Here is an 18,229-nt window from a genome sequence, read left to right as displayed (position 1 = left end):
GGGGAAGCTTATGAATGAAGATCATGTAGATATAAAAACACCCGAATTCGTGTCGATTCAGTTTCAAATCGCTGGTTTAGGCAGCAGGTCTGCAGCCTTTATCATTGACCAGTTATTATTAATGGCTTTTAACATTTTGTCCTTGATTGTCCTTTTTTTCATACTGGACGGGATGTCAAAAATGGAATTTGTTTTGATCGGGAATTCACTGCCTATTGCAATAACGATTATCATGTTGTTTCTCGTTAATTGGGGCTACTTTTTTGCGTTTGAGTTTTTCTCGGGGGGGAGAACGCTTGGGAAGAAGTTAATGGGAATCCGGGTCATTCAGGAAAACGGTCATAGCATCACGTTGCTTTCCAGCTTTATCCGGAATCTGATCCGAATCATTGATTCCTTGCCGACAGCTTATTTTCTAGGTATTATTATGATCTTTTTCCATTCTAAACATAAACGGCTCGGCGATCTTGTCGCTGGGACGATTGTCGTTCATGAGCGCAAGGTAAAACGGAATAAGAAACAATCACCTCTCGAAGAAGAAATCAACAACAGAGGGCTTACCAAGGAAGATCTCACTATTGATGAATGGACGCTGAAATCATTGGGAATAAAGGATTGGAAGCTCGTCAGTACATATGCCAGCCGTTTTCAGCAAATCCCATTAGTTGAAAGAAAACAACTAACGGAACAAATCGCCTTACTGTTATTTCCGAAAATCGGACTGGATCCGGCAGGGGAAAAAACTTCTGATCTCGAAAACACCCTTCTTGTCCTTTATTTAATTCTAAAGGATGAATGGGAGTTTGAACTGTGAGAATGAATATAAAACCACGGAAAAAGTAATGCATTCGTACCTGCATTGCTTTTTTTCGTGTAGTAATTTTATAGAAAAGGAGGTTCGATTTGTCAAATCCATCCGACTTGTGTCTTATTTAGTCGCTTTTAATCGAAATATTTATATTTAGGATGTATAATAGGGAATTGTGGATTGCTATGTAAAAAAGGAGGAAACTAATATGATGGAATGGACAATAATTCTGTTGATTGCGATATCAGCTGTGTTGCTAATCGTTTCAATTATATCGAATCGCAACTTAGAAAAACAAAAACATAAGGAAATTGATATGGTTCATGTGGCTGTAATGAAGGATATCAATAACGTGCACGAGCAAATTCGCAATTTGGAACTTGATATAGAAGTGGTCACAAAGGAAGCAGGCGTTCAACTGACTCCAGAAGAAATGATATTTAAGCGTGAAGTACTAGATTTATATAAACGCAAATATTCGATTGAAACCATTGCTCAGAAAAAACAAGTTTCAGAGAGTGAAATTAACCAATTCCTTGCACCTTATCTAGCAGCAAAGGATGAAAGGAGCAAATTAGCAAATGAAATTTAATGTAGTGAGCAGCTTTGCGGCCGGAATTCTTCTAGCTTCGACCATTTGTGGTGCTGTTTACTTCACTGAAGATCCTGCAGTCACAAAAGCAGCTCCCAAACCGACCAAAAGCGAGCAGAAAACAGTCGTTCAACCAACTGAAGCAGAGATGAAAGATAAGCTTTTAACAGCTGGGTATATTGTTCAACCGAAGGCAGACTATGATAAGACAATAGAAGCAACTAAAAAAGCGGCTACAGCGGCTTCAGCCAATAATAATTCTAAAAAGATCGTCTATCGAGCAGTTATTTCAGTAACACAAGGGATGACCAGCATCGATGTCGGTAGAATGCTTGAAAAAGCAAAAATCGTACCTGATGATTTTAAATTCTCAAGAGATGTAGAGAAAAAAGGTGTCGAGAAAAATTTGCGTCCGGGTACATTCACAGTCGATACAGAAATGACCTATGATCAAGTCATCGCGACTATTTTTAAAAAGTAACCATCTATATAACAAAGACGGACAGGATCTAACGATTCTGTCCGTTCTTTATTTATTATTAGTTTTTTTTCACGAATTCCTGGACCATTTCACCCGTAACGGTTTGCCTCGTTGGAATAAAGCGTAGGTTGATTTTATTAATACTATTGGTGACTGCATTGATTTTATCGGTTGAAAAAGGTTTGCCTTGTTTACATAACTCAATCGCTTCTTCGATAAATTGTTCGCGTTGTTGATCGAGCGCTAAGAATTTTTGATAGGTTTCATGTTGATTTGACGCGTGTTTAATTAAATCTTTATGTACACTCATGATTTCACTCCTTAAATAATTAACTTATACAATCATACCATAATTGATAATTTTTATCTGTTCAATAAGATTTTATGTTGAAGCTCCAGGAGAGAAGTATGGTAAAATATTAGACTCACATCGAAAGTCAGCATCGAAACGTGGGAGTGAACAAACCCGAAGACGGAGGGAGATAAATCAGTTTTATTAAGGATATGTTAATGTTAAAATCGAAAATAATCTTTATAAAGATTTAGATGTACATTTTAGTAGAGGGAAGTGGAGTCGAAAATGAAACAATACAATACGCGAGCTATTATGGCGTCGCTGCTTATCTGCGGTTTCGTTGGCATGTTCAGCGAGACGGCGCTCAACATTGCGATTAGTAATTTAATGGATGTGTTCCAAATTTCAGCTGCAACCGCACAGTGGCTGACAACAGGGTTCTTACTTACACTCGGCATTCTGATGCCGATGACTGGGTTACTGCTACAATGGTTTACGACAAGGCAATTGTTTACTGGTTCTCTAACGAGCTTGATTGTCGGCACTTTAATTGCGGCGCTCGCATTCAATTTCGAAATTCTTATGGTCGCTCGTGTTTTACAGGCGGTCGGAATGGGCCTGTTGATTCCGCTCATGTTCAATACGATCCTCGTCGTGTATCCACCTGAGAAACGTGGGGCGGCGATGGGTTTTGTCGGACTTGTCATCATGTTCGCACCGGCGACCGGCCCGACTGTAGCTGGTCTCCTAATTGAATACTTAACATGGCATTATATATTTTGGCTATCACTGCCATTTTTGGTGATAGGTCTTTTGGTAGGGTTGAAGTATTTGGAAAACGTCACAGAGGTGACGAAACCTCGCATTGATATATTATCAGTTGCATTATCAACGATCGGCTTCGGTGGCGTCGTCTTCGGCTTCAGCAAGGCAGGAGAAGGCACCGAAGGCTGGACCAGCCCGGTCGTGGTCACTTCAATTATCATCGGGCTAGTCGCACTCGTGTTGTTCACGCGGCGGCAGACGGTTATGCGTGAACCTATGATGAACTTGCGCGTCTTCAAGTACCCGATGTACAACGTGGGGCTGCTTTTGGTACTGTCATCGATGATGATCATATTGTCTAGCATGATTATTCTGCCAATGTTTCTTCAGAATGGAATGAGCCTGTCACCGTTTGCCGCTGGACTTATGCTGTTGCCGGGCAGCGCGTTGAACGGTATCCTGTCGCCGCGCATGGGGAGTTTGTTTGATAAATATGGGCCAAAGTGGCTGGTTATTCCAGGTCTCATCGTCGTCGCGATATCGATATGGTTTCTTTCCGACATATCGTCTGCATCTTCGATTGCTTTTATCGTCTCGTTGCATATCGGATTAATGGTCGGTATCTCAATGGTTTGGATGCCGGCGCAGACTAACGGGCTGAACGAGCTGCCACCGGAGCTTTACCCACATGGTACGGCAGTCATGAACACGCTTCAGCAGGTCGCAGGAGCAATTGGAACAGCGATTGCCATTATCATCCTTACAAGCGGTATGGATAAGTATTTGCACAACTCCCCAACGCCAACGAAACAGTCTGAGATGGCTAACGCGATGACGTTCGGCTCACAGAACGTGTTCTTGTTCACGTTGACCGTTACGCTAATCGGTCTTGCTATGGCGTTCTTCATCCGCCGCGTTGTCGTCAAACATGCGTCGATGAATTCGATCCATTAATGTTCAAAAAGGGAGCCTAGGGGCTCCCTTTTCAGTTAACTGGGACTTTCACTAATTACAGTTTTACTAGAAGGGTCCGTTGTTGTTTCTTTGTTTTCTACCTTAAGAACTTAAGGTTTTCTTAAGGTTATCCAAATAAAATGGGAACCAGTTAAGGTTAATGTTGAATTTGGAGGTATTTATTATATGAAAAAGAATTATACAAAAATTATACTGGATTTGATGATGGCTATTACGTTTGTGCTGCTAATGAATCCGAGAGTATTAAACGGTTTACCGTTTCATGAAATCGCTGGTCTGATAATAGGAGTAGCTATTCTTATACACATTGGATTGAACTATCGCTGGGTCGTAAATACAACCAAAAAGATATTGGACCCCAAACTCCCTAAAAAAACTCGATTTAGTTATCTGATCAATATACTGCTATTAATTTCAATGGCTACTGTCATTATAACTGGTATATTAATTTCGAGAGTAGTTCTTCCAAGTTTCGCAGTTCAAGAGGGTCACTCGATTCGAGGTATCCACGGTTTCTCTGCTGATGCAACACTTGCATTCGTTGGTCTTCATATTGCTGTAAATTGGCAATGGGTATTGGGTATTTGCAAAAAGGCTTTTAAGTCGAAAGAAGGAAAACTTAGGAAGGGTGTTCTTGTATCAGTGATTCTATCAATCGCCATTTTGGCAGGTGGGATTCAATGGTTTTCCTCAACCGCTTCTTCAAATACTGTTGATTTTAAGCAGGAACAAATGCAACAAAGTGGGCAGTCATCAAATGTGAACACAGGGAATACAACAAATACACTTCAAGGACCGCCTAACGGAGATTTTCGTGAGGGAAAAATTCATGGAAAAGATGGACATGGAGGTAGCAGTAACCCGTTTCTTGTTGTTCTTAACTATTTTGTGATTTGGGCAGCAATCATAATTCCTACTTATTATCTGGAAAAGAGAATCTTAAGGAATAAGCGTAAATCAAGAGATTTTAAACCACAAGTATCATGATTGCTTATAAAGTACATTTGTGAAATTTAGTGATTTCCTTCAATACAAACAGGGCGATGCTTTATGAAGGCATCGCCTTTTTTTAATTAAAAAAGTTAAAGTACACATGATTGTTTATCATCAACCTAAGCAAGAATGCCTTGAACAAATAGAAAATGAGCAAATGAGGTACTTCAAAATTAATTGGAGCGGGAATCAACAGTCAGTTTAACATTGCCTATTTAATAAGGAATTGGCAGAGTGGTATTAAAAAGTATCTTTAATTTGAGATACTTTACTGGACGACATTCGACATTAAGATATATTATGGTTACATAAAGTTACCTAGGTTAATAAAGATAACCTTAATAATTCACAAATAATAAAATGATTAGGAAATGAAGACTATGATCGAAGTAACTGTAAAACTTAATTTTAAGGGAAGGAATTACCAAACGAATATCATTGCAAGAAAGGACACTCCTGAAACACAAATCTTGCAGCTGGCATGGGAACAAGTTGTAAAACAATGGACAAATTAATAGTGGAGAAATCCCAACTTTAGTTGAAGGGAGATAAAGCCTTGAATGAAAAGAAAGAAGTAGGAGAAAAAGCTGTAGAATATGTGAAAGACGGCATGGTGGTTGGACTCGGTACAGGTTCTACTGTATTTTATACCATCACTAAGCTCGGTCAGTTAGTCCAGCAGGGACTTTCCATTAAAGGAGTTCCGACTTCGGAACATACGAAACAATTAGCGTTAGAACTTGGTATTCCACTTGTTTCGTTAGATGAGATTGAGCAAATTGATGTCGCAATTGATGGAGCAGATCAGGTAGATCCTGAGTTAAATCTCATTAAAGGAGGCGGCGGCGCTCTTTTAAGAGAGAAAATCATCGCTACAGCAGCTGAAACTTTCATTGTCGTTGCCGACTCTGATAAAAATGTAGATACATTAGGAACTTTTCCATTGCCAATAGAAGTGGTCCCATTTGGATACGAAATGACAGTAAAACATATCAGGGAACTTGGAGGCAGTCCGAAGCTGAGACAAAAGGATGGGACCCCTTATCTAACAGATAACGGTAATTTTATTATAGACAGCAGTTTTCAAGAAATTACACATCCAAGAGAGTTAGAGAAAAACCTGAACCTCATACCAGGTGTAGTTGATAACGGATTATTTGTAGGAATGGCAGATATTGTTATTACTATTAAAGATAAAAAGCTTGCAACGAAAGTCCGAAGCTAGAAAATGGGAGAAATCAGAATACGAACTTGGGGGATTAATAATGGAATCAATGACCTTTGTCTTATTTGGAGCAACTGGGGATTTAGCAAAGAGAAAGATTTTCCCAGCTATATACAACTTGTATGTTGATCAAAAGTTACCACAGTCCATATCTATTATTGGGCTCGGTAGAGGGGACCTTTCTCATTCAGATTTCCAAGAAAAAGTGAAAGACTCTATATTAGACTTTTCACGCCGCCTAGAACATGAGGCAGCAAATATGGGGGAATTTTTAGAATACTTCCGCTACAGTAGATTGGATGTAACCCGTAAAGAAGATTATCAACAACTACTTCAATTAGTGAAGCAGCGTGAAGAAGATCTTGATTTAGAAGAAAACCGTATGTTTTATCTTTCAGTGGCACCAGAATTTTTTGACACGATTGCCCTAAACATAAAAAATAGCGGCCTTGGTCAGGCAGCCGGCTGGAAACGTTTAATCATAGAAAAGCCTTTTGGTCATGACCTCAAATCTGCACGCGAACTCAATAAAAAACTCAGCCGTGCTTTTGAGGAAGAGGAAATTTACCGAATCGACCATTACTTAGGCAAACCAATGGTTCAGAACCTGGAAGCCTTGGCTTTCGCAAACCCCATTCTACAGTCGGTATGGAATAAAGACCATATTGCAAATGTCCAGATAACTGCGAGTGAAACCGTTGGGGTTGAGAAGAGAGCGGGTTATTACGACCAAGCTGGAGCAATCCGTGATATGGTTCAAAACCATATGCTGCAAATTTTGATGATGACAGCCATGGATAAGCCTGAAAAAATTAACGCAGCGGAAATTAGACATGAAAAGCGGAAGGTCATGGAGTCACTTCGGCCCGTAAAAGAAGAAGATGTCCCATACGATATTGTCCGCGGCCAATACATTTCAGGAGAGGTAAATGATCAAAAAGTTCCAAGTTATATAGAAGAGCCTGGAGTAAATCCTTTTTCCACGACTGATACATTTGTCGCTGCCCGTTTGTGGATTGATCATCCATCATGGACTGGAGTTCCCTTTTACATTCGTACAGGAAAAAGAATGAAGGAAAAATCAACGCGGATTGTCATCGAATTTAAAAATAAGGAAAACCAACCATATAAAAATAATCAAATCGATCCTAATTTATTAATTATTGAAATTAATCCTAATGAAAATATCTCCTTCCAATTAAACAGCAAAAACCCATTAAAAAATGGAAAGGTTACTCCTATTAGAATTAATTTTTCAAATGATCAAATAGGATTGGGAGTACCTGAAGCGTATGAAAGACTTATCTATGATGCTGTTAACGGGGATTCTACCTTCTTTGCTCATTGGAAAGAAGTTGAATTGTCATGGGAATGGGTACAGCCAATTCTTAATGCATTTGAGGGAAATATAGTTCCGCTCCATAAATATCAGTCAGGTTCATATGGTCCTGCAGCTTCTGATTCCTTGCTATTGGAAAATGGTTTTAAATGGTGGCTTGATGAAAAGCTTCAAGAAAACAAGGACACTGTACTACACATCTAAGTTAATCTGGAGGGAAAAAATGATGTCTCAAAACATTGATAATTTATCAGTAACTACGATTCGAACGCTTTCTATTGATGCGATTAATGCAGCTAATTCAGGTCATCCAGGTCTCCCAATGGGGGCAGCACCAATGACGTATACATTATGGGCAAAACATCTTAATCACAACCCTGAAAACCCAAAATGGTTTAACCGCGACCGATTCGTTTTATCTGCAGGACATGGATCCAGTTTGCTGTATAGCATGCTTCATTTAGCTGGCTATGCTGTCACAATTGATGATTTGAAAAACTTTCGAAAATTAAATAGCAGAACTCCGGATACCGCTGATAATGTAGTACGTATTGCGAAAAGTGTCTTACAACATTCTTAGGTAGATCAGTAAAGAAACAGATTAAAATTATTATACAACATTGGAGGAGAACATAATGAAGGTAGGACTTATTGGTTTAGGAAAAATGGGATTAAACTTAGGGCAAAATTTATTGGATCACCAGCATGAAGTGGTTGCATTTGATGTTAATCCAAGTGCAGTAGAAAGTATGAAGGAATATGGAGCAACTGGTGTATCCAGTTATAAAGAACTCATTCAGTCCTTGGAACATCCAAGAATTGTCTGGATTATGGTCCCTCATGCAGTGGTTGATTCAGTTATTGGTGAGATCTTACCCTATTTGGAAAAAGGTGATATTGTCGTTGAAGCAGGTAATTCTCACTATAAAGAATCGATTCAACGCTACAACGAATTAAAGGAAATAGGCGTGAGATTTATGGATGCGGGTACTTCAGGCGGTATGGAAGGTGCTCGAAATGGCGCTTGTTATATGATTGGCGGTGATCCAGAAGCTTGGGAAGTGGTTGAACCCCTTTTCAAGGATACAGCAGTAGAAAATGGCTTCTTATATGCTGGCAAGGCTGGAAGCGGGCACTTCTTAAAAATGGTTCATAATGGAATCGAGTATGCCATGATGGCAGCCATTGGCGAAGGTTTTGAAGTGCTTGAGAAAAGCGAATTTGATTTTGATTACGAAAAGGTCGCACGTGTTTGGAATAATGGATCCGTTATTCGTTCATGGCTGATGGAATTAACAGAAAATGCATTTTCAAAATATCCAAATTTGGAAGAAATTAAAGGAATTATGCATTCTTCAGGTGAAGGAAAATGGACTGTAGAGGCAGCCTTAGACCTCAAAACAGCAACACCAGTCATTGCCATGTCATTATTAATGCGTTATCGCTCTCTAGAAGATGATACCTTTACAGGAAAAGTTGTAGCAGCACTAAGAAATGAATTTGGCGGACATACTGTCGAAAATAACTAAAATATTATTTAATAAAAATTGGAGGAATACATTATGGAATTTTTTATCGATACGGCAAACCTAGATGAAATCAAAAAGGCCTATAAAATTGGGGTGTTATCTGGTGTCACGACCAACCCATCCTTAGTGGCTAAAGAAGGCGTGAAATTCGAAGATCGTATCGCAGAAATCTTAAATGCTGTTCCAGAAGTGGAGTCAGTTTCTGCCGAAGTAACACCTAATGCTTTAACTGCTGACCAAATGATTGCAGAAGCAGATGAGCTTATTCATGAGATGCTTCTCGGTAAAAAAGGACCGGGATCTGATTATCTTGGATGCGTCGATTTACCGAATAACTACGATAAAGAAGAATTTGCAAGAATCAAAGCTGCTTCTGAAAGAATTCGGAGTAATTCTGATGCTTTAATCGTAATCGGAATCGGGGGCTCTTATCTTGGTGCAAGAGCTGCCATTGAAGCGCTGTCTCATACGTTTCATAACCAAATTGACGGCAAAACAGAGATTTATTTTGCTGGACAAAATATCAGTGCCACATATCTAACCCATTTATTTGATGATTAAGGACAAAGATATTTCGGTCAATGCCATCTCAAAATCAGGTACAACAACAGAGCCTGCTATTGCGTTACGTATTTTCCGGGATTATTTGGAGAAAAAGTATGGTAAAGAAGAGGCGAAAAAACGTATTTATGCGACAACAGATCGTGCTAAAGGTGCCTTAAAAACACTTGCTGATGAAGAAGGATATGAAACCTTTGTCATTCCTGATGACGTGGGCGGCAGATATTCCGTGTTGACCCCAGTAGGTTTATTACCTATTGCAACAGCCGGGTTAGAGATTGATAAAATGATGGCAGGTGCCGCAGTTGCTGCGGATAAGTATAATAATCCGAACTTGGCAGAAAACCAAAGTTATCAGTACGCTGCAGTCAGAAATGCCCTTTACAGAAAAGGAAAATCAATTGAACTATTGGTAAACTTTGAACCATCTCTTCATTATGTATCTGAATGGTGGAAACAATTATTTGGTGAGAGTGAAGGAAAGGACCAAAAGGGTCTTTATCCTGCTTCTGTCGATTTCACTACCGATCTTCACTCCATGGGACAATATGTGCAAGAAGGACGCCGGGACCTTATTGAAACCGTGGTATCTGTAAAAGAACCTAAAGTAGACATTACCCTTGGGGTAGAAGAGGCAGATCTTGATGGATTAAATTATTTAGCTGGGAAGACAATGGATTATGTGAATAAGAATGCTGCACAGGGTACGGTTCTAGCTCATGTGGATGGAGGAGTTCCAAACTTATCCGTGGAGTTGGATCAATTAAATGAATATACCTTCGGTGAAATGGTGTATTTCTTTGAGAAAGCATGTGGAATCAGCGGCTTGCTCATGGGAGTAAATCCTTTTGACCAGCCAGGTGTAGAGGCATATAAGAAGAACATGTTTGCACTCCTAGGAAAACCAGGATATGAAGCAGAAAGAGAAGAATTACAAAAACGCATATCAAAATAGTAGTAAATGGAAGCACTATTGTATTAGAATAACGGGTTCTATTATCGATTACAAAAATAAAATAAAAGGTTATTGACAAAAAAGTTTACAAGTATTATTATTATCTCATATTCAAGATAAATTAATACGAGATAATATAATTCGAGACTTTTTTAGGGAGGTGAAAATAATGGAGAGGAAATGCAATAATCTGCCCTTTCTAATATTAATGCAAACATCTAAAGCAATTCATGATCGAATAAAGGAAGAAATGGCAATGAACAAGCTTGGTATTATGGAATTATCATTTTAGACTTTTATTTTTTTTAATAATTTATCTCGAATTCGAGATAAATAACATTTAGGAGGATTTTAAGATGATAAACATTGGTTTATTAATCATTCGTTTGGTAATTGGTTTACTATTTGTGGGTCACGGTGCTCAAAAATTGTTTGGCTGGTTCGGTGGCTATGGATTGAAAGGAACCGGTGGCTGGTTTGAATCCATTGGCATGAAACCAGGAGTGACCATGGCTATTTTCGCAGGTTTAGCAGAACTTATTGGTGGACTTTTGTTTGCTTTAGGACTATTAACACCACTTGCAGGAATAATAATTGCAGGAACTATGTTAATGGCTATCGTAAAAGTGCATGCTCCAAATGGATTATGGGCAACAGCTAATGGTTATGAATACAACTTAACTTTGCTTTCAGTTGCTATTGGTATAGCTCTGATTGGTCCCGGTCAATATGCTTTAGATTCATTATTATTCTAAAATATCTGGTCTTTGTATGACACTTTTTACTATTACAGACGATCTTCAATTTCGAACAAAAGAATTAAATTAATATTGTGACAGGAGTGATTTGGAGATGGAACTCTTAGGACTACATCATGTATCAATTTTAACAGGGAAAGCGGAAAAAAATTATGAATTTTATACAAAAATTTTAGGAATGAGATTGGTAAAGAAAACTGTTAACCAAGATAATACAGAATCCTATCATCTTTTCTATGCTGACGCGGAAGGAACTCCAGGAACGGAAGTGACGTTCTTTGACATTCCTCATCTTGGGCAAACATATAGGGGAACCTCAGATATTTCTACTGTATCACTAAGGGTTAGAAGTTCAGATTCATTGTTATTTTGGAAAGAACGTTTTAAACAATTTGGGATTGAACATGATGATATTCAAAAAAGAGCAAGTCGTGATACATTGGCTTTCAGAGATTTCGAGGGGACTCGCATAATACTGGTAGCCGATAACGGTGAAAAAGGTGTGAGAGCTGGGATTCCTTGGCAAAGGGATGACATTTCACTGGAACATGCCATTATTGGTTTAGGACCTGTAACTCTCACAGTCGCAATTGCAGAACCAACAATCGGTGTTTTAACAGAAGTTATGGGTTTTCGATTTGCCGGTGCTTATCCTTCACTTGAAGGGGATTATCCAGATATATTGATTTATGTAACTGGAGAAGGCGGCAGCGGTGCGGAAGTTCATATTGAAACAAGACCCGATTTGCCAAGAGCCCGCTTAGGTCGTGGAGGTGTTCACCATGTTGCCTTCCGTGTTCCGAATGAGAAAGAATATGATCAATGGGCAGTGCGTTTGAAAGAATACAGGTTACCGAATTCAGGGAAAGTGGAACGGTATTATTTCAAGGCATTATATTTTAGGGAACCCAATGGTATATTATTTGAATTATCAACAGATACACCGGGATTTGCGACAGATGAACCAATGGAAACAATGGGGGAAAAACTATCACTTCCATCATTTTTGGAACCCAATCGAAAAGAGATCGAAGAAAAATTACGACCATTGATTTTAAATTAAATCTTGGAGGAATATATAATGAACCATCTAAAAGGAATACACCATGTAACAGCTATTGTGGAAAAAATATGCTAAGTAACTTCGACATGAAGAAAGACGATGTTTTCTTAGATTTTTATAATTAGGCCCGACTAAATAGGCTGTTGTTTGATTATCACGTTACTTCAGATTATCCACAACAGGGTGACTTTTAAAGGAGAGAAAAAGAAGTGAATAGCAAAATCATGAAAATACAAAAATTAGGATTTCCATGGGAGACAGAAGACCCGTTCCTTATGACAGTACATCATAAAGATGCGTATCCATCAGGAAATGACCAGCAGGGTCCTAACGTTTCATTGGAAGGCAGAAATCTTGGAGAGGATTTTACGTTGCGTGATGGTTTTAGAATGTATCATGGCACAACGGTTCCGGGATTTCCTGTACATCCCCACAGAGGTTTTGAAACGGTAACAGTCGTTCTTGAAGGTTTTGTTGATCATTTTGATTCATATGGGTCCGTAGGACGATTTGGGAATGGGGATGTTCAATGGATGACAGCAGGAAAGGGCTGCCAGCATACTGAAATGTTTCCTCTCGTCCATCAGGACAAAGGTAATCCACTTGAATTCTTTCAGATATGGCTGAATCTACCTGCAAAAGATAAATTCGCTGATCCTGAATATAAAATGTTATGGGCTGAGGATATACCGGAAGTACAATCGGCGGCTGCTAGTGGACAGAATACGACCGTAAGACTGATTGCCGGGAGTGTGATGGGCAAGTCTAGTTTAGAATCAAACTCTGCTTCTTGGGCAAACGATAAAAATCATCATGTGGGGATCTACCTTATTCATATGGAGCCGGAAGCAGTCTTCACCCTGCCGTCATTTTCAGCGACAATGACGAGAAATATATACTATTATCAGGGAGATAAACTAAATATAGACGAAACAGCGATTGAAACTTACCATCGTGTAAAGCTTGCTGGTGATCAGGAAATCACGATTACAAATGGATCATCTGAGAGTTATATGCTGCTCCTAGAGGGTGAGCCGATACAAGAACCTGTCGTATCCTATGGACCGTTTGTGATGAATACTGAGCAGGAAATTCGCGATGCATTCAGGGAATATCAAAATACACAATTTGGAGGCTGGCCGTGGGACCGTCCAGATCCTGTAAATAAGCGTGAGTCAGGAAGATTCGCACGCCATGCGGATGGAAGAGTTGAAAATAGGTAACCACTATTCATTAAATGTAAGGTTAGTATTATAATCTTCCATAATCGGGCGCTTTAATGGAGCAATGAAAAAGCCTAATTTCTCAATTTAATGTTTGAGAAATTAGGCTTTTTAATATTGAAATTTCCTTAACGTTGTAAATCCCCATTTTCCTGACGCTACCCCATGCCCATCAAGCTAAGAAAATAAGTTGACCCAAAACGATAAAATGAGTTTTTTTATTACAAGTAAGTCTAAAATTTCGTTCTGGGGAAGCTATAAAATTTTAAATTGATGGCGATTGGCATGTGACGGTACCCTAATACAGTATTTTTGAATAAATATTTCTGTTTGGCAGATGCTAGATTTGTTCATTGTTTATTGAGAAATTTTTAGGAGTGAGTGGATTGGAAAAAATACTAGTTGTTTTTTTTCCATTCTAATCATGAATTTTATATCCTCATTACTAACGTTTAATAATCTTTCTAGCACAGCCAGCTTAGCGTGTGCTTCCTTGACTTCAAATACATTAACAACATTCTCTCTCTTTAGGGTACCTATCATTTCTGAGAGAACTTGTTTAAAAGTTTGTGAATCAACCAATAAATAATGAATTAATTCGATTGCTGCTTCTTTTTCTTGTTTGTTTTTGATGGCAAAAATGCTTTGAACATCAGGTTCTATTACAAAAAGAGATTGTAAATCTTCTGAAATTTTTATATTAACGTAACTTTTTTTATTTCCATAATACTCATTATTCCTAATTCGAATTAAATCAAGTCCTACCATAAATTCATAAAAAGAAGTGTTCTTATCAAGAGTACGAAACTCGTTAATTTCAATGTTTGATTTTTCTTCTATAAATATTTCTTTTTCAAATCTAGTTTGAATTACTTTTGATTCTAACATATTCATTTTCCTTACCTCGCTTCTAATATTTTTGTATATAAAAAGTAACGTGTATACTTTAAGTAACTTAAATACATTATAGTAAATTTAGGCGAATAAATCAATCAAAGTTGCATGAAAATTTTCAGTAAATGTCCATCTATAATGTTTAAACACCAAACTATTACTATTTCTAATGTAATAGTAAATAAAAATATAGGAATAAGTCTTTAGCCAAAAAATATTTGGAGGAATTTCTGCATGGAGAGTAATTGTGATTTTTCACCATTGAAGCAAAATCCGACTCAATGATAAATCTATTAAGTTGAATAAAATATAAAAAATCTGATGGGATGATAATCCCACCAGACTTTTTATATGGGTCAAACTATTTAGCTTTTGCAATTAATTGTAATATATTTTTACCTTTTTTATTCTTTGGAGGATTTTTCGGCATGAGCAGGTTTTCCTGTTTCGCCACCATGATCAGGTTTTCCTATCGCTTTACCTTGATTGTAGGAAAGACCAAACCCATACTTATATGCGTTACCAGATTTATTCACATAAGCATATGCAGGATCTTCTTCTGGTGCAAAACTAGGAACATCTCCGACTTCGTTGTCAACTGCTGTCATACTAGCAGGAAGCGCGAATGGAAGTTTTCCAATAGGATTAAATTCACCGCGAATAACATCAACGATAGCCTCAGCTTTTGTACCAAAAGTGCCGATTAATGCTGCTGCATTTGGTTCAATTTCATCAAGTACCCATGGATTGGTCATATTTACAGCAGTGATAGTCGGAACCGTTTTTTGAATATCGATAATTCTATCGACATTATTGATTCCTGTTTCAGGGCCTACAGTGATTCTTGGATTATTATCCCAGTTTGACTGAACTGGTTTAACATAAACATAAGCATGTGTAGCCTCTTCAAGATTATTCGTAATTGTAATAGAAGGATCGTGCTTTTTAATCGTCTCGATTAATCCCTTAGTGCTTGCTCCATCGGTTCCACCAGGGAACATCTCGACGTAAAGTTTTACGTCTTTAAGCTTTGCATCTTTTAAAGGCAATAGATTTTTATCATTACGTAAAAGAACAATTGACTTACGATGTGCTTCATCTGCTAGTTGCTGTACTTCTGGATTATCTACCACATCAAGAGCATTTTGTGGATCTACATATGGGTCTTCAAATAGGCCTAAATTCATCATTTCTGTTAGCAATAGAGTAACGGATTTGTTAACTTCATCCTCAGTAAGAATGCCTTGTTCAACGGCTTTGGTTATAAGAGTCGGATCAGATGATCCAGAAATAATATCTGTCCCTGCATTTATTGCTTTCGCCACTTTTTCTACAGCTGTTAAAGCTTCGGCACCCCAAGCATTATTTCCAACAGCACCCGTATCGGAGTTAACATATCCTTTGAAACCAAGTCTGTCACGTAAGAAATCTGTTAAGATTGCTTTGTTTAATGCAAAGCCAACTTCTTCAAATTGCTGATCTTCACTGTACCATGGTAATCCTTGGTCTGCACTATCATTGCTTGGATAGGCGTAATAAGGCATAATAGACGATACATCCGCTGCGATAGCTGACTCGAAAGGAGGAATGTGATACTTAAGCAGACTTCCTTCAGTCGGATATGGATTGAATTTACCTTCCACAAAATGAGGGTCCAAACCATTATCACGTGCTCCGCCACCAGGGAAATGCTTTACGGTTATTGCAACACTGTCTTTACCAAGTTTTTCACCTTGGAATCCTTTGATAACGTTATATATCATCTCAGAAGCAACTTTAGGATCCTCACCGAATGTATCTTCAATTCTTGCCCAAAGTGGGTCTGTAGCGATATCTGCCGTATACCCATAGACTTTGCGAATTCCGGCAGCTCTCCATTCCTTCGCAGCGATTTCAGAGAATTCATTTACAGCTTCCGTGTCACCAGCTGCTGCAAAACCTAATGGTCCCGGCCAAAAAGAATGTTGTCCCTCACTCGCAGCAATATTAGTGTAATCTGTGGAGGCATGGTTCCGTGGGTTCGAAGTAACAACAACCGGGATCCCTAATCTTGATGCCTCACCAAGTTCTTGCAGTTGATTCGTATATTTAGCTATCACATCTACAGTTGGTGTTTGACGGAAGATAACGTAGCGCATGTTTTTGCCGACAATCATCGAATCATCAGCTTTTACATATCTGCCATCTGCTGGATTTGTGATTGGAGTGTGTGTGTTAATCAACATTAATCCTGCTTTTTCGGCAAGTGTCATCTTTGATACTAGATCGGCTACCCGCTTATCAACAGGTAATCTCCAGTCCTCGTATGTATCTAAGCCCTTGTCCCCATCCAAATCTCTAAACTGCTTGCCATCGACTTTAAGGACACCTTTCTTTGCTGCTTCGATTTCCGGTTGCCCAGTAGCAGGGTCAGCTTGTACACGATAAGTCACTGTGTCTGCCCCTGAGTTTCCAGGATTAGTCGCAGTTGGGTCTACATACCCTAAGTCTTCATTTCCATTTGCGTTTACCTGTGGAACCATGACTGGAGCTAACAGCGATAAAGAAAGAGCACTTGTCAAGACTGTTTTTCTTAGTTTTGAAGATTTTTTTCTGATTTTTGAAGATATTGAAGCCATTTTTTTCTTCCCCCTTTTCATTTAAAGTGCTGCAAAAAAACGCATAAGAGAACGCTTTCATATAGTAATTGTACAATTCTTAATATTCTAGCGAACAGGGGAATTTTTCAGGTTTATTTGTGTTTTTTTTATACTTTTATAAAAAATAGGAAAATAATCTATTCTATTTATAAAAATTCGGGAGTTCCATCCTCTCACAGATGAACTCTCCTTGTTATACTACTCAATATTGATAGCTTTTTTATTTTTTTGACCTTTTACGCTCATGCAGATTCTGCTTATATTTAGACAAAGAAACGAGAAATTAACTCAAATTTAAAGTTAGAATCTAAATTCGGAAATTTCTACTATGAGTGTTTTATTGACAAGAATACTAGATTAATATATTATTGATTCGAGATATATGATTTAAAAATAATAAAATTAAGGATAAAAAGGAGAATTATATATATGAATGTTTTAGTAGTTAAAGCAAACAATCGTCCAGCTTCAGAGGCTGTATCAAGTAAAATGTATGAAACTTTTATGGAGAACTTAGAAGGTGTGAATGTCACAACTTTCGATGTTTTCGCTGAAGATATGCCTTATTTTGGCCAAGATTTATTTAACGCTTTCGGCAAAGTTGAATCAGGCGAAGAAATGACAGACATAGAAAAACGTCTTCTTGCTGCAAAACAAAAAGCAATGGACGCTCTTACGGCTGCTGACTTAGTTGTATTTGCATTCCCATTATGGAACTTAACAATCCCAGCACCATTACAAACGTTCATTGATTATGTATATCAAGCTGGTTTCACATTCAAGTACGATGAAAATGGTCAAGCTGTACAATTAATGACACACAAAAAAGCGATTATCCTAAGTGCACGCGGCGGCGTTTACTCAACACCGGAAGCAGCACCAATGGAAATGTCTGCTACTTATATTAAAAACGTGGTTGGCGGCGTATTCGGTATGGAAATCGTAGACGAAGTTATTATTGAAGGTCATGCTGCAATGCCAGCTCAAGCTGAAACGATTATTGCTGAAGGATTAGAGAAAGTAAAAGAAGCTGCAAAGAAGTTATCACCTGTAGCAGTATAATAGTGAAGTAAACAAAAAGAAAGGCGCTTGGATATCCCAGCGCCTTTCTTTTTATTTTCACTCAAAGTGTCG

Annotated in this window: 17 protein-coding genes and 3 pseudogenes; 17 read left to right on the top strand and 3 right to left on the bottom strand. The window is 38.3% G+C overall.

All coding sequences use genetic code 11. The features are described from left to right. Window positions 1-10: 10 nt before the first annotated feature. From QF028_RS10725 to QF028_RS10715, 3 genes are all read left to right on the top strand, one after another. Window positions 11-814: an RDD family protein gene (locus tag QF028_RS10725; RefSeq protein ID WP_215004339.1), complete on the top strand. Its 804-nt coding sequence runs from the start codon at window positions 11-13 to the stop codon at window positions 812-814. Window positions 815-1,016: 202 nt separating this feature from the next. Continuing rightward, window positions 1,017-1,400, top strand: coding sequence for a hypothetical protein (locus QF028_RS10720; RefSeq protein ID WP_410886326.1), 384 nt, complete (start codon window positions 1,017-1,019; stop codon window positions 1,398-1,400). After that, on the top strand, window positions 1,390-1,881 hold the full coding sequence (locus QF028_RS10715) for an aminodeoxychorismate lyase (protein ID WP_429465251.1): 492 nt from the start codon (window positions 1,390-1,392) through the stop codon (window positions 1,879-1,881). Before QF028_RS10720 ends, QF028_RS10715 begins: the two co-directional genes overlap by 11 nt. A gap of 58 nt (window positions 1,882-1,939) precedes the next feature. Here the strand turns inward: QF028_RS10715 and QF028_RS10710 are convergent, their stop codons facing one another. Beyond that, window positions 1,940-2,191, bottom strand: coding sequence for a DUF2533 family protein (locus QF028_RS10710; RefSeq protein WP_429465250.1), 252 nt, complete (start codon window positions 2,189-2,191; stop codon window positions 1,940-1,942). Between the two features lie 270 nt (window positions 2,192-2,461). On the opposite strand from QF028_RS10710, the gene QF028_RS10705 reads away from it, so the two are divergent. The 13 genes and pseudogenes from QF028_RS10705 to QF028_RS10645 all read left to right on the top strand — a co-directional run bounded on the left by QF028_RS10705 (window position 2,462) and on the right by QF028_RS10645 (window position 13,562). Next, the gene (locus QF028_RS10705) at window positions 2,462-3,895 is read left to right on the top strand and encodes an MDR family MFS transporter (RefSeq protein WP_429465248.1); all 1,434 of its coding nucleotides are present in this window, start codon (window positions 2,462-2,464) and stop codon (window positions 3,893-3,895) included. Between the two features lie 186 nt (window positions 3,896-4,081). Further along, complete coding sequence (locus QF028_RS10700; protein ID WP_429465246.1) at window positions 4,082-4,903, top strand: DUF4405 domain-containing protein; 822 nt, start codon at window positions 4,082-4,084, stop codon at window positions 4,901-4,903. Between the two features lie 386 nt (window positions 4,904-5,289). Further along, entirely contained in the window at window positions 5,290-5,424 is a 135-nt protein-coding gene (locus QF028_RS10695) for a BA3454 family stress response protein (RefSeq protein ID WP_429465244.1), read from the top strand. 41 nt (window positions 5,425-5,465) lie between these two features. Then, entirely contained in the window at window positions 5,466-6,134 is a 669-nt protein-coding gene (gene rpiA, locus QF028_RS10690) for a ribose-5-phosphate isomerase RpiA (RefSeq protein WP_429465242.1), read from the top strand. A 40-nt stretch (window positions 6,135-6,174) separates the two neighbouring features. Continuing rightward, entirely contained in the window at window positions 6,175-7,677 is a 1,503-nt protein-coding gene (gene zwf / locus QF028_RS10685; protein WP_429465240.1) for a glucose-6-phosphate dehydrogenase, read from the top strand. A gap of 22 nt (window positions 7,678-7,699) precedes the next feature. Further along, a pseudogene (locus QF028_RS10680) lies at window positions 7,700-7,999 on the top strand (transketolase); the annotation flags it as partial. Window positions 8,000-8,108: 109 nt separating this feature from the next. Continuing rightward, window positions 8,109-9,002 (top strand): phosphogluconate dehydrogenase (NAD(+)-dependent, decarboxylating), encoded by an 894-nt coding sequence (gene gnd / locus QF028_RS10675; RefSeq protein ID WP_429465238.1) that lies wholly within the window; start codon window positions 8,109-8,111, stop codon window positions 9,000-9,002. 33 nt (window positions 9,003-9,035) lie between these two features. Beyond that, window positions 9,036-9,269: pseudogene (locus QF028_RS10670) on the top strand (transaldolase family protein); the annotation flags it as partial. Next, window positions 9,270-10,518 (top strand): annotated as a pseudogene (locus QF028_RS10665) (glucose-6-phosphate isomerase); the annotation flags it as partial. Window positions 10,519-10,687: 169 nt separating this feature from the next. After that, the gene (locus QF028_RS10660) at window positions 10,688-10,810 is read left to right on the top strand and encodes a hypothetical protein (RefSeq protein ID WP_285289252.1); all 123 of its coding nucleotides are present in this window, start codon (window positions 10,688-10,690) and stop codon (window positions 10,808-10,810) included. A gap of 64 nt (window positions 10,811-10,874) precedes the next feature. After that, complete coding sequence (locus tag QF028_RS10655) at window positions 10,875-11,273, top strand: DoxX family protein (protein WP_215004319.1); 399 nt, start codon at window positions 10,875-10,877, stop codon at window positions 11,271-11,273. Window positions 11,274-11,370: 97 nt separating this feature from the next. Beyond that, window positions 11,371-12,339: a ring-cleaving dioxygenase gene (locus QF028_RS10650; protein WP_429465236.1), complete on the top strand. Its 969-nt coding sequence runs from the start codon at window positions 11,371-11,373 to the stop codon at window positions 12,337-12,339. A 209-nt stretch (window positions 12,340-12,548) separates the two neighbouring features. Then, window positions 12,549-13,562, top strand: coding sequence for a pirin family protein (locus QF028_RS10645; protein ID WP_429465234.1), 1,014 nt, complete (start codon window positions 12,549-12,551; stop codon window positions 13,560-13,562). Window positions 13,563-13,919: 357 nt separating this feature from the next. Here QF028_RS10645 and QF028_RS10640 read toward each other — a convergent pair whose 3' ends face one another. Both QF028_RS10640 and QF028_RS10635 read right to left on the bottom strand, forming a co-directional pair. After that, on the bottom strand, window positions 13,920-14,456 hold the full coding sequence (locus tag QF028_RS10640) for a hypothetical protein (RefSeq protein WP_429465232.1): 537 nt from the start codon (window positions 14,454-14,456) through the stop codon (window positions 13,920-13,922). 404 nt (window positions 14,457-14,860) lie between these two features. Beyond that, entirely contained in the window at window positions 14,861-17,074 is a 2,214-nt protein-coding gene (locus QF028_RS10635) for a glycoside hydrolase family 3 N-terminal domain-containing protein (RefSeq protein ID WP_429465230.1), read from the bottom strand. Window positions 17,075-17,524: 450 nt separating this feature from the next. Here QF028_RS10635 and QF028_RS10630 point away from each other — a divergent pair, with 450 nt between their 5' ends. Beyond that, window positions 17,525-18,157: an FMN-dependent NADH-azoreductase gene (locus tag QF028_RS10630; RefSeq protein ID WP_429465228.1), complete on the top strand. Its 633-nt coding sequence runs from the start codon at window positions 17,525-17,527 to the stop codon at window positions 18,155-18,157. The last annotated feature ends 72 nt before the right edge of the window (window positions 18,158-18,229 follow it).

It is taken from the genome of Neobacillus sp. B4I6 (assembly GCF_050434045.1).
In the GTDB taxonomy this organism is placed as follows: domain Bacteria; phylum Bacillota; class Bacilli; order Bacillales; family Cytobacillaceae; genus Neobacillus.
Note: the sequence above shows the minus strand (reverse complement) of the source record. Positions and strands in the feature narration are given on the sequence as shown.

Excerpts from the sequence above, each read along its gene's own strand:
- QF028_RS10725 (WP_215004339.1), top strand. The coding sequence starts at position 11 with ATGAATGAAGATCATGTAGATATAAAAACACCCGAATTCGTGTCGATT.
- QF028_RS10720 (WP_410886326.1), top strand. The coding sequence starts at position 1,017 with ATGATGGAATGGACAATAATTCTGTTGATTGCGATATCAGCTGTGTTG.
- QF028_RS10715 (WP_429465251.1), top strand. The coding sequence starts at position 1,390 with ATGAAATTTAATGTAGTGAGCAGCTTTGCGGCCGGAATTCTTCTAGCT.
- QF028_RS10710 (WP_429465250.1), bottom strand. The coding sequence starts at position 2,191 with ATGAGTGTACATAAAGATTTAATTAAACACGCGTCAAATCAACATGAA.
- QF028_RS10705 (WP_429465248.1), top strand. The coding sequence starts at position 2,462 with ATGAAACAATACAATACGCGAGCTATTATGGCGTCGCTGCTTATCTGC.
- QF028_RS10700 (WP_429465246.1), top strand. The coding sequence starts at position 4,082 with ATGAAAAAGAATTATACAAAAATTATACTGGATTTGATGATGGCTATT.
- QF028_RS10695 (WP_429465244.1), top strand. The coding sequence starts at position 5,290 with ATGATCGAAGTAACTGTAAAACTTAATTTTAAGGGAAGGAATTACCAA.
- zwf (WP_429465240.1), top strand. The coding sequence starts at position 6,175 with ATGGAATCAATGACCTTTGTCTTATTTGGAGCAACTGGGGATTTAGCA.
- gnd (WP_429465238.1), top strand. The coding sequence starts at position 8,109 with ATGAAGGTAGGACTTATTGGTTTAGGAAAAATGGGATTAAACTTAGGG.
- QF028_RS10660 (WP_285289252.1), top strand. The coding sequence starts at position 10,688 with ATGGAGAGGAAATGCAATAATCTGCCCTTTCTAATATTAATGCAAACA.
- QF028_RS10655 (WP_215004319.1), top strand. The coding sequence starts at position 10,875 with ATGATAAACATTGGTTTATTAATCATTCGTTTGGTAATTGGTTTACTA.
- QF028_RS10650 (WP_429465236.1), top strand. The coding sequence starts at position 11,371 with ATGGAACTCTTAGGACTACATCATGTATCAATTTTAACAGGGAAAGCG.
- QF028_RS10640 (WP_429465232.1), bottom strand. The coding sequence starts at position 14,456 with ATGAATATGTTAGAATCAAAAGTAATTCAAACTAGATTTGAAAAAGAA.
- QF028_RS10635 (WP_429465230.1), bottom strand. The coding sequence starts at position 17,074 with ATGGCTTCAATATCTTCAAAAATCAGAAAAAAATCTTCAAAACTAAGA.
- QF028_RS10630 (WP_429465228.1), top strand. The coding sequence starts at position 17,525 with ATGAATGTTTTAGTAGTTAAAGCAAACAATCGTCCAGCTTCAGAGGCT.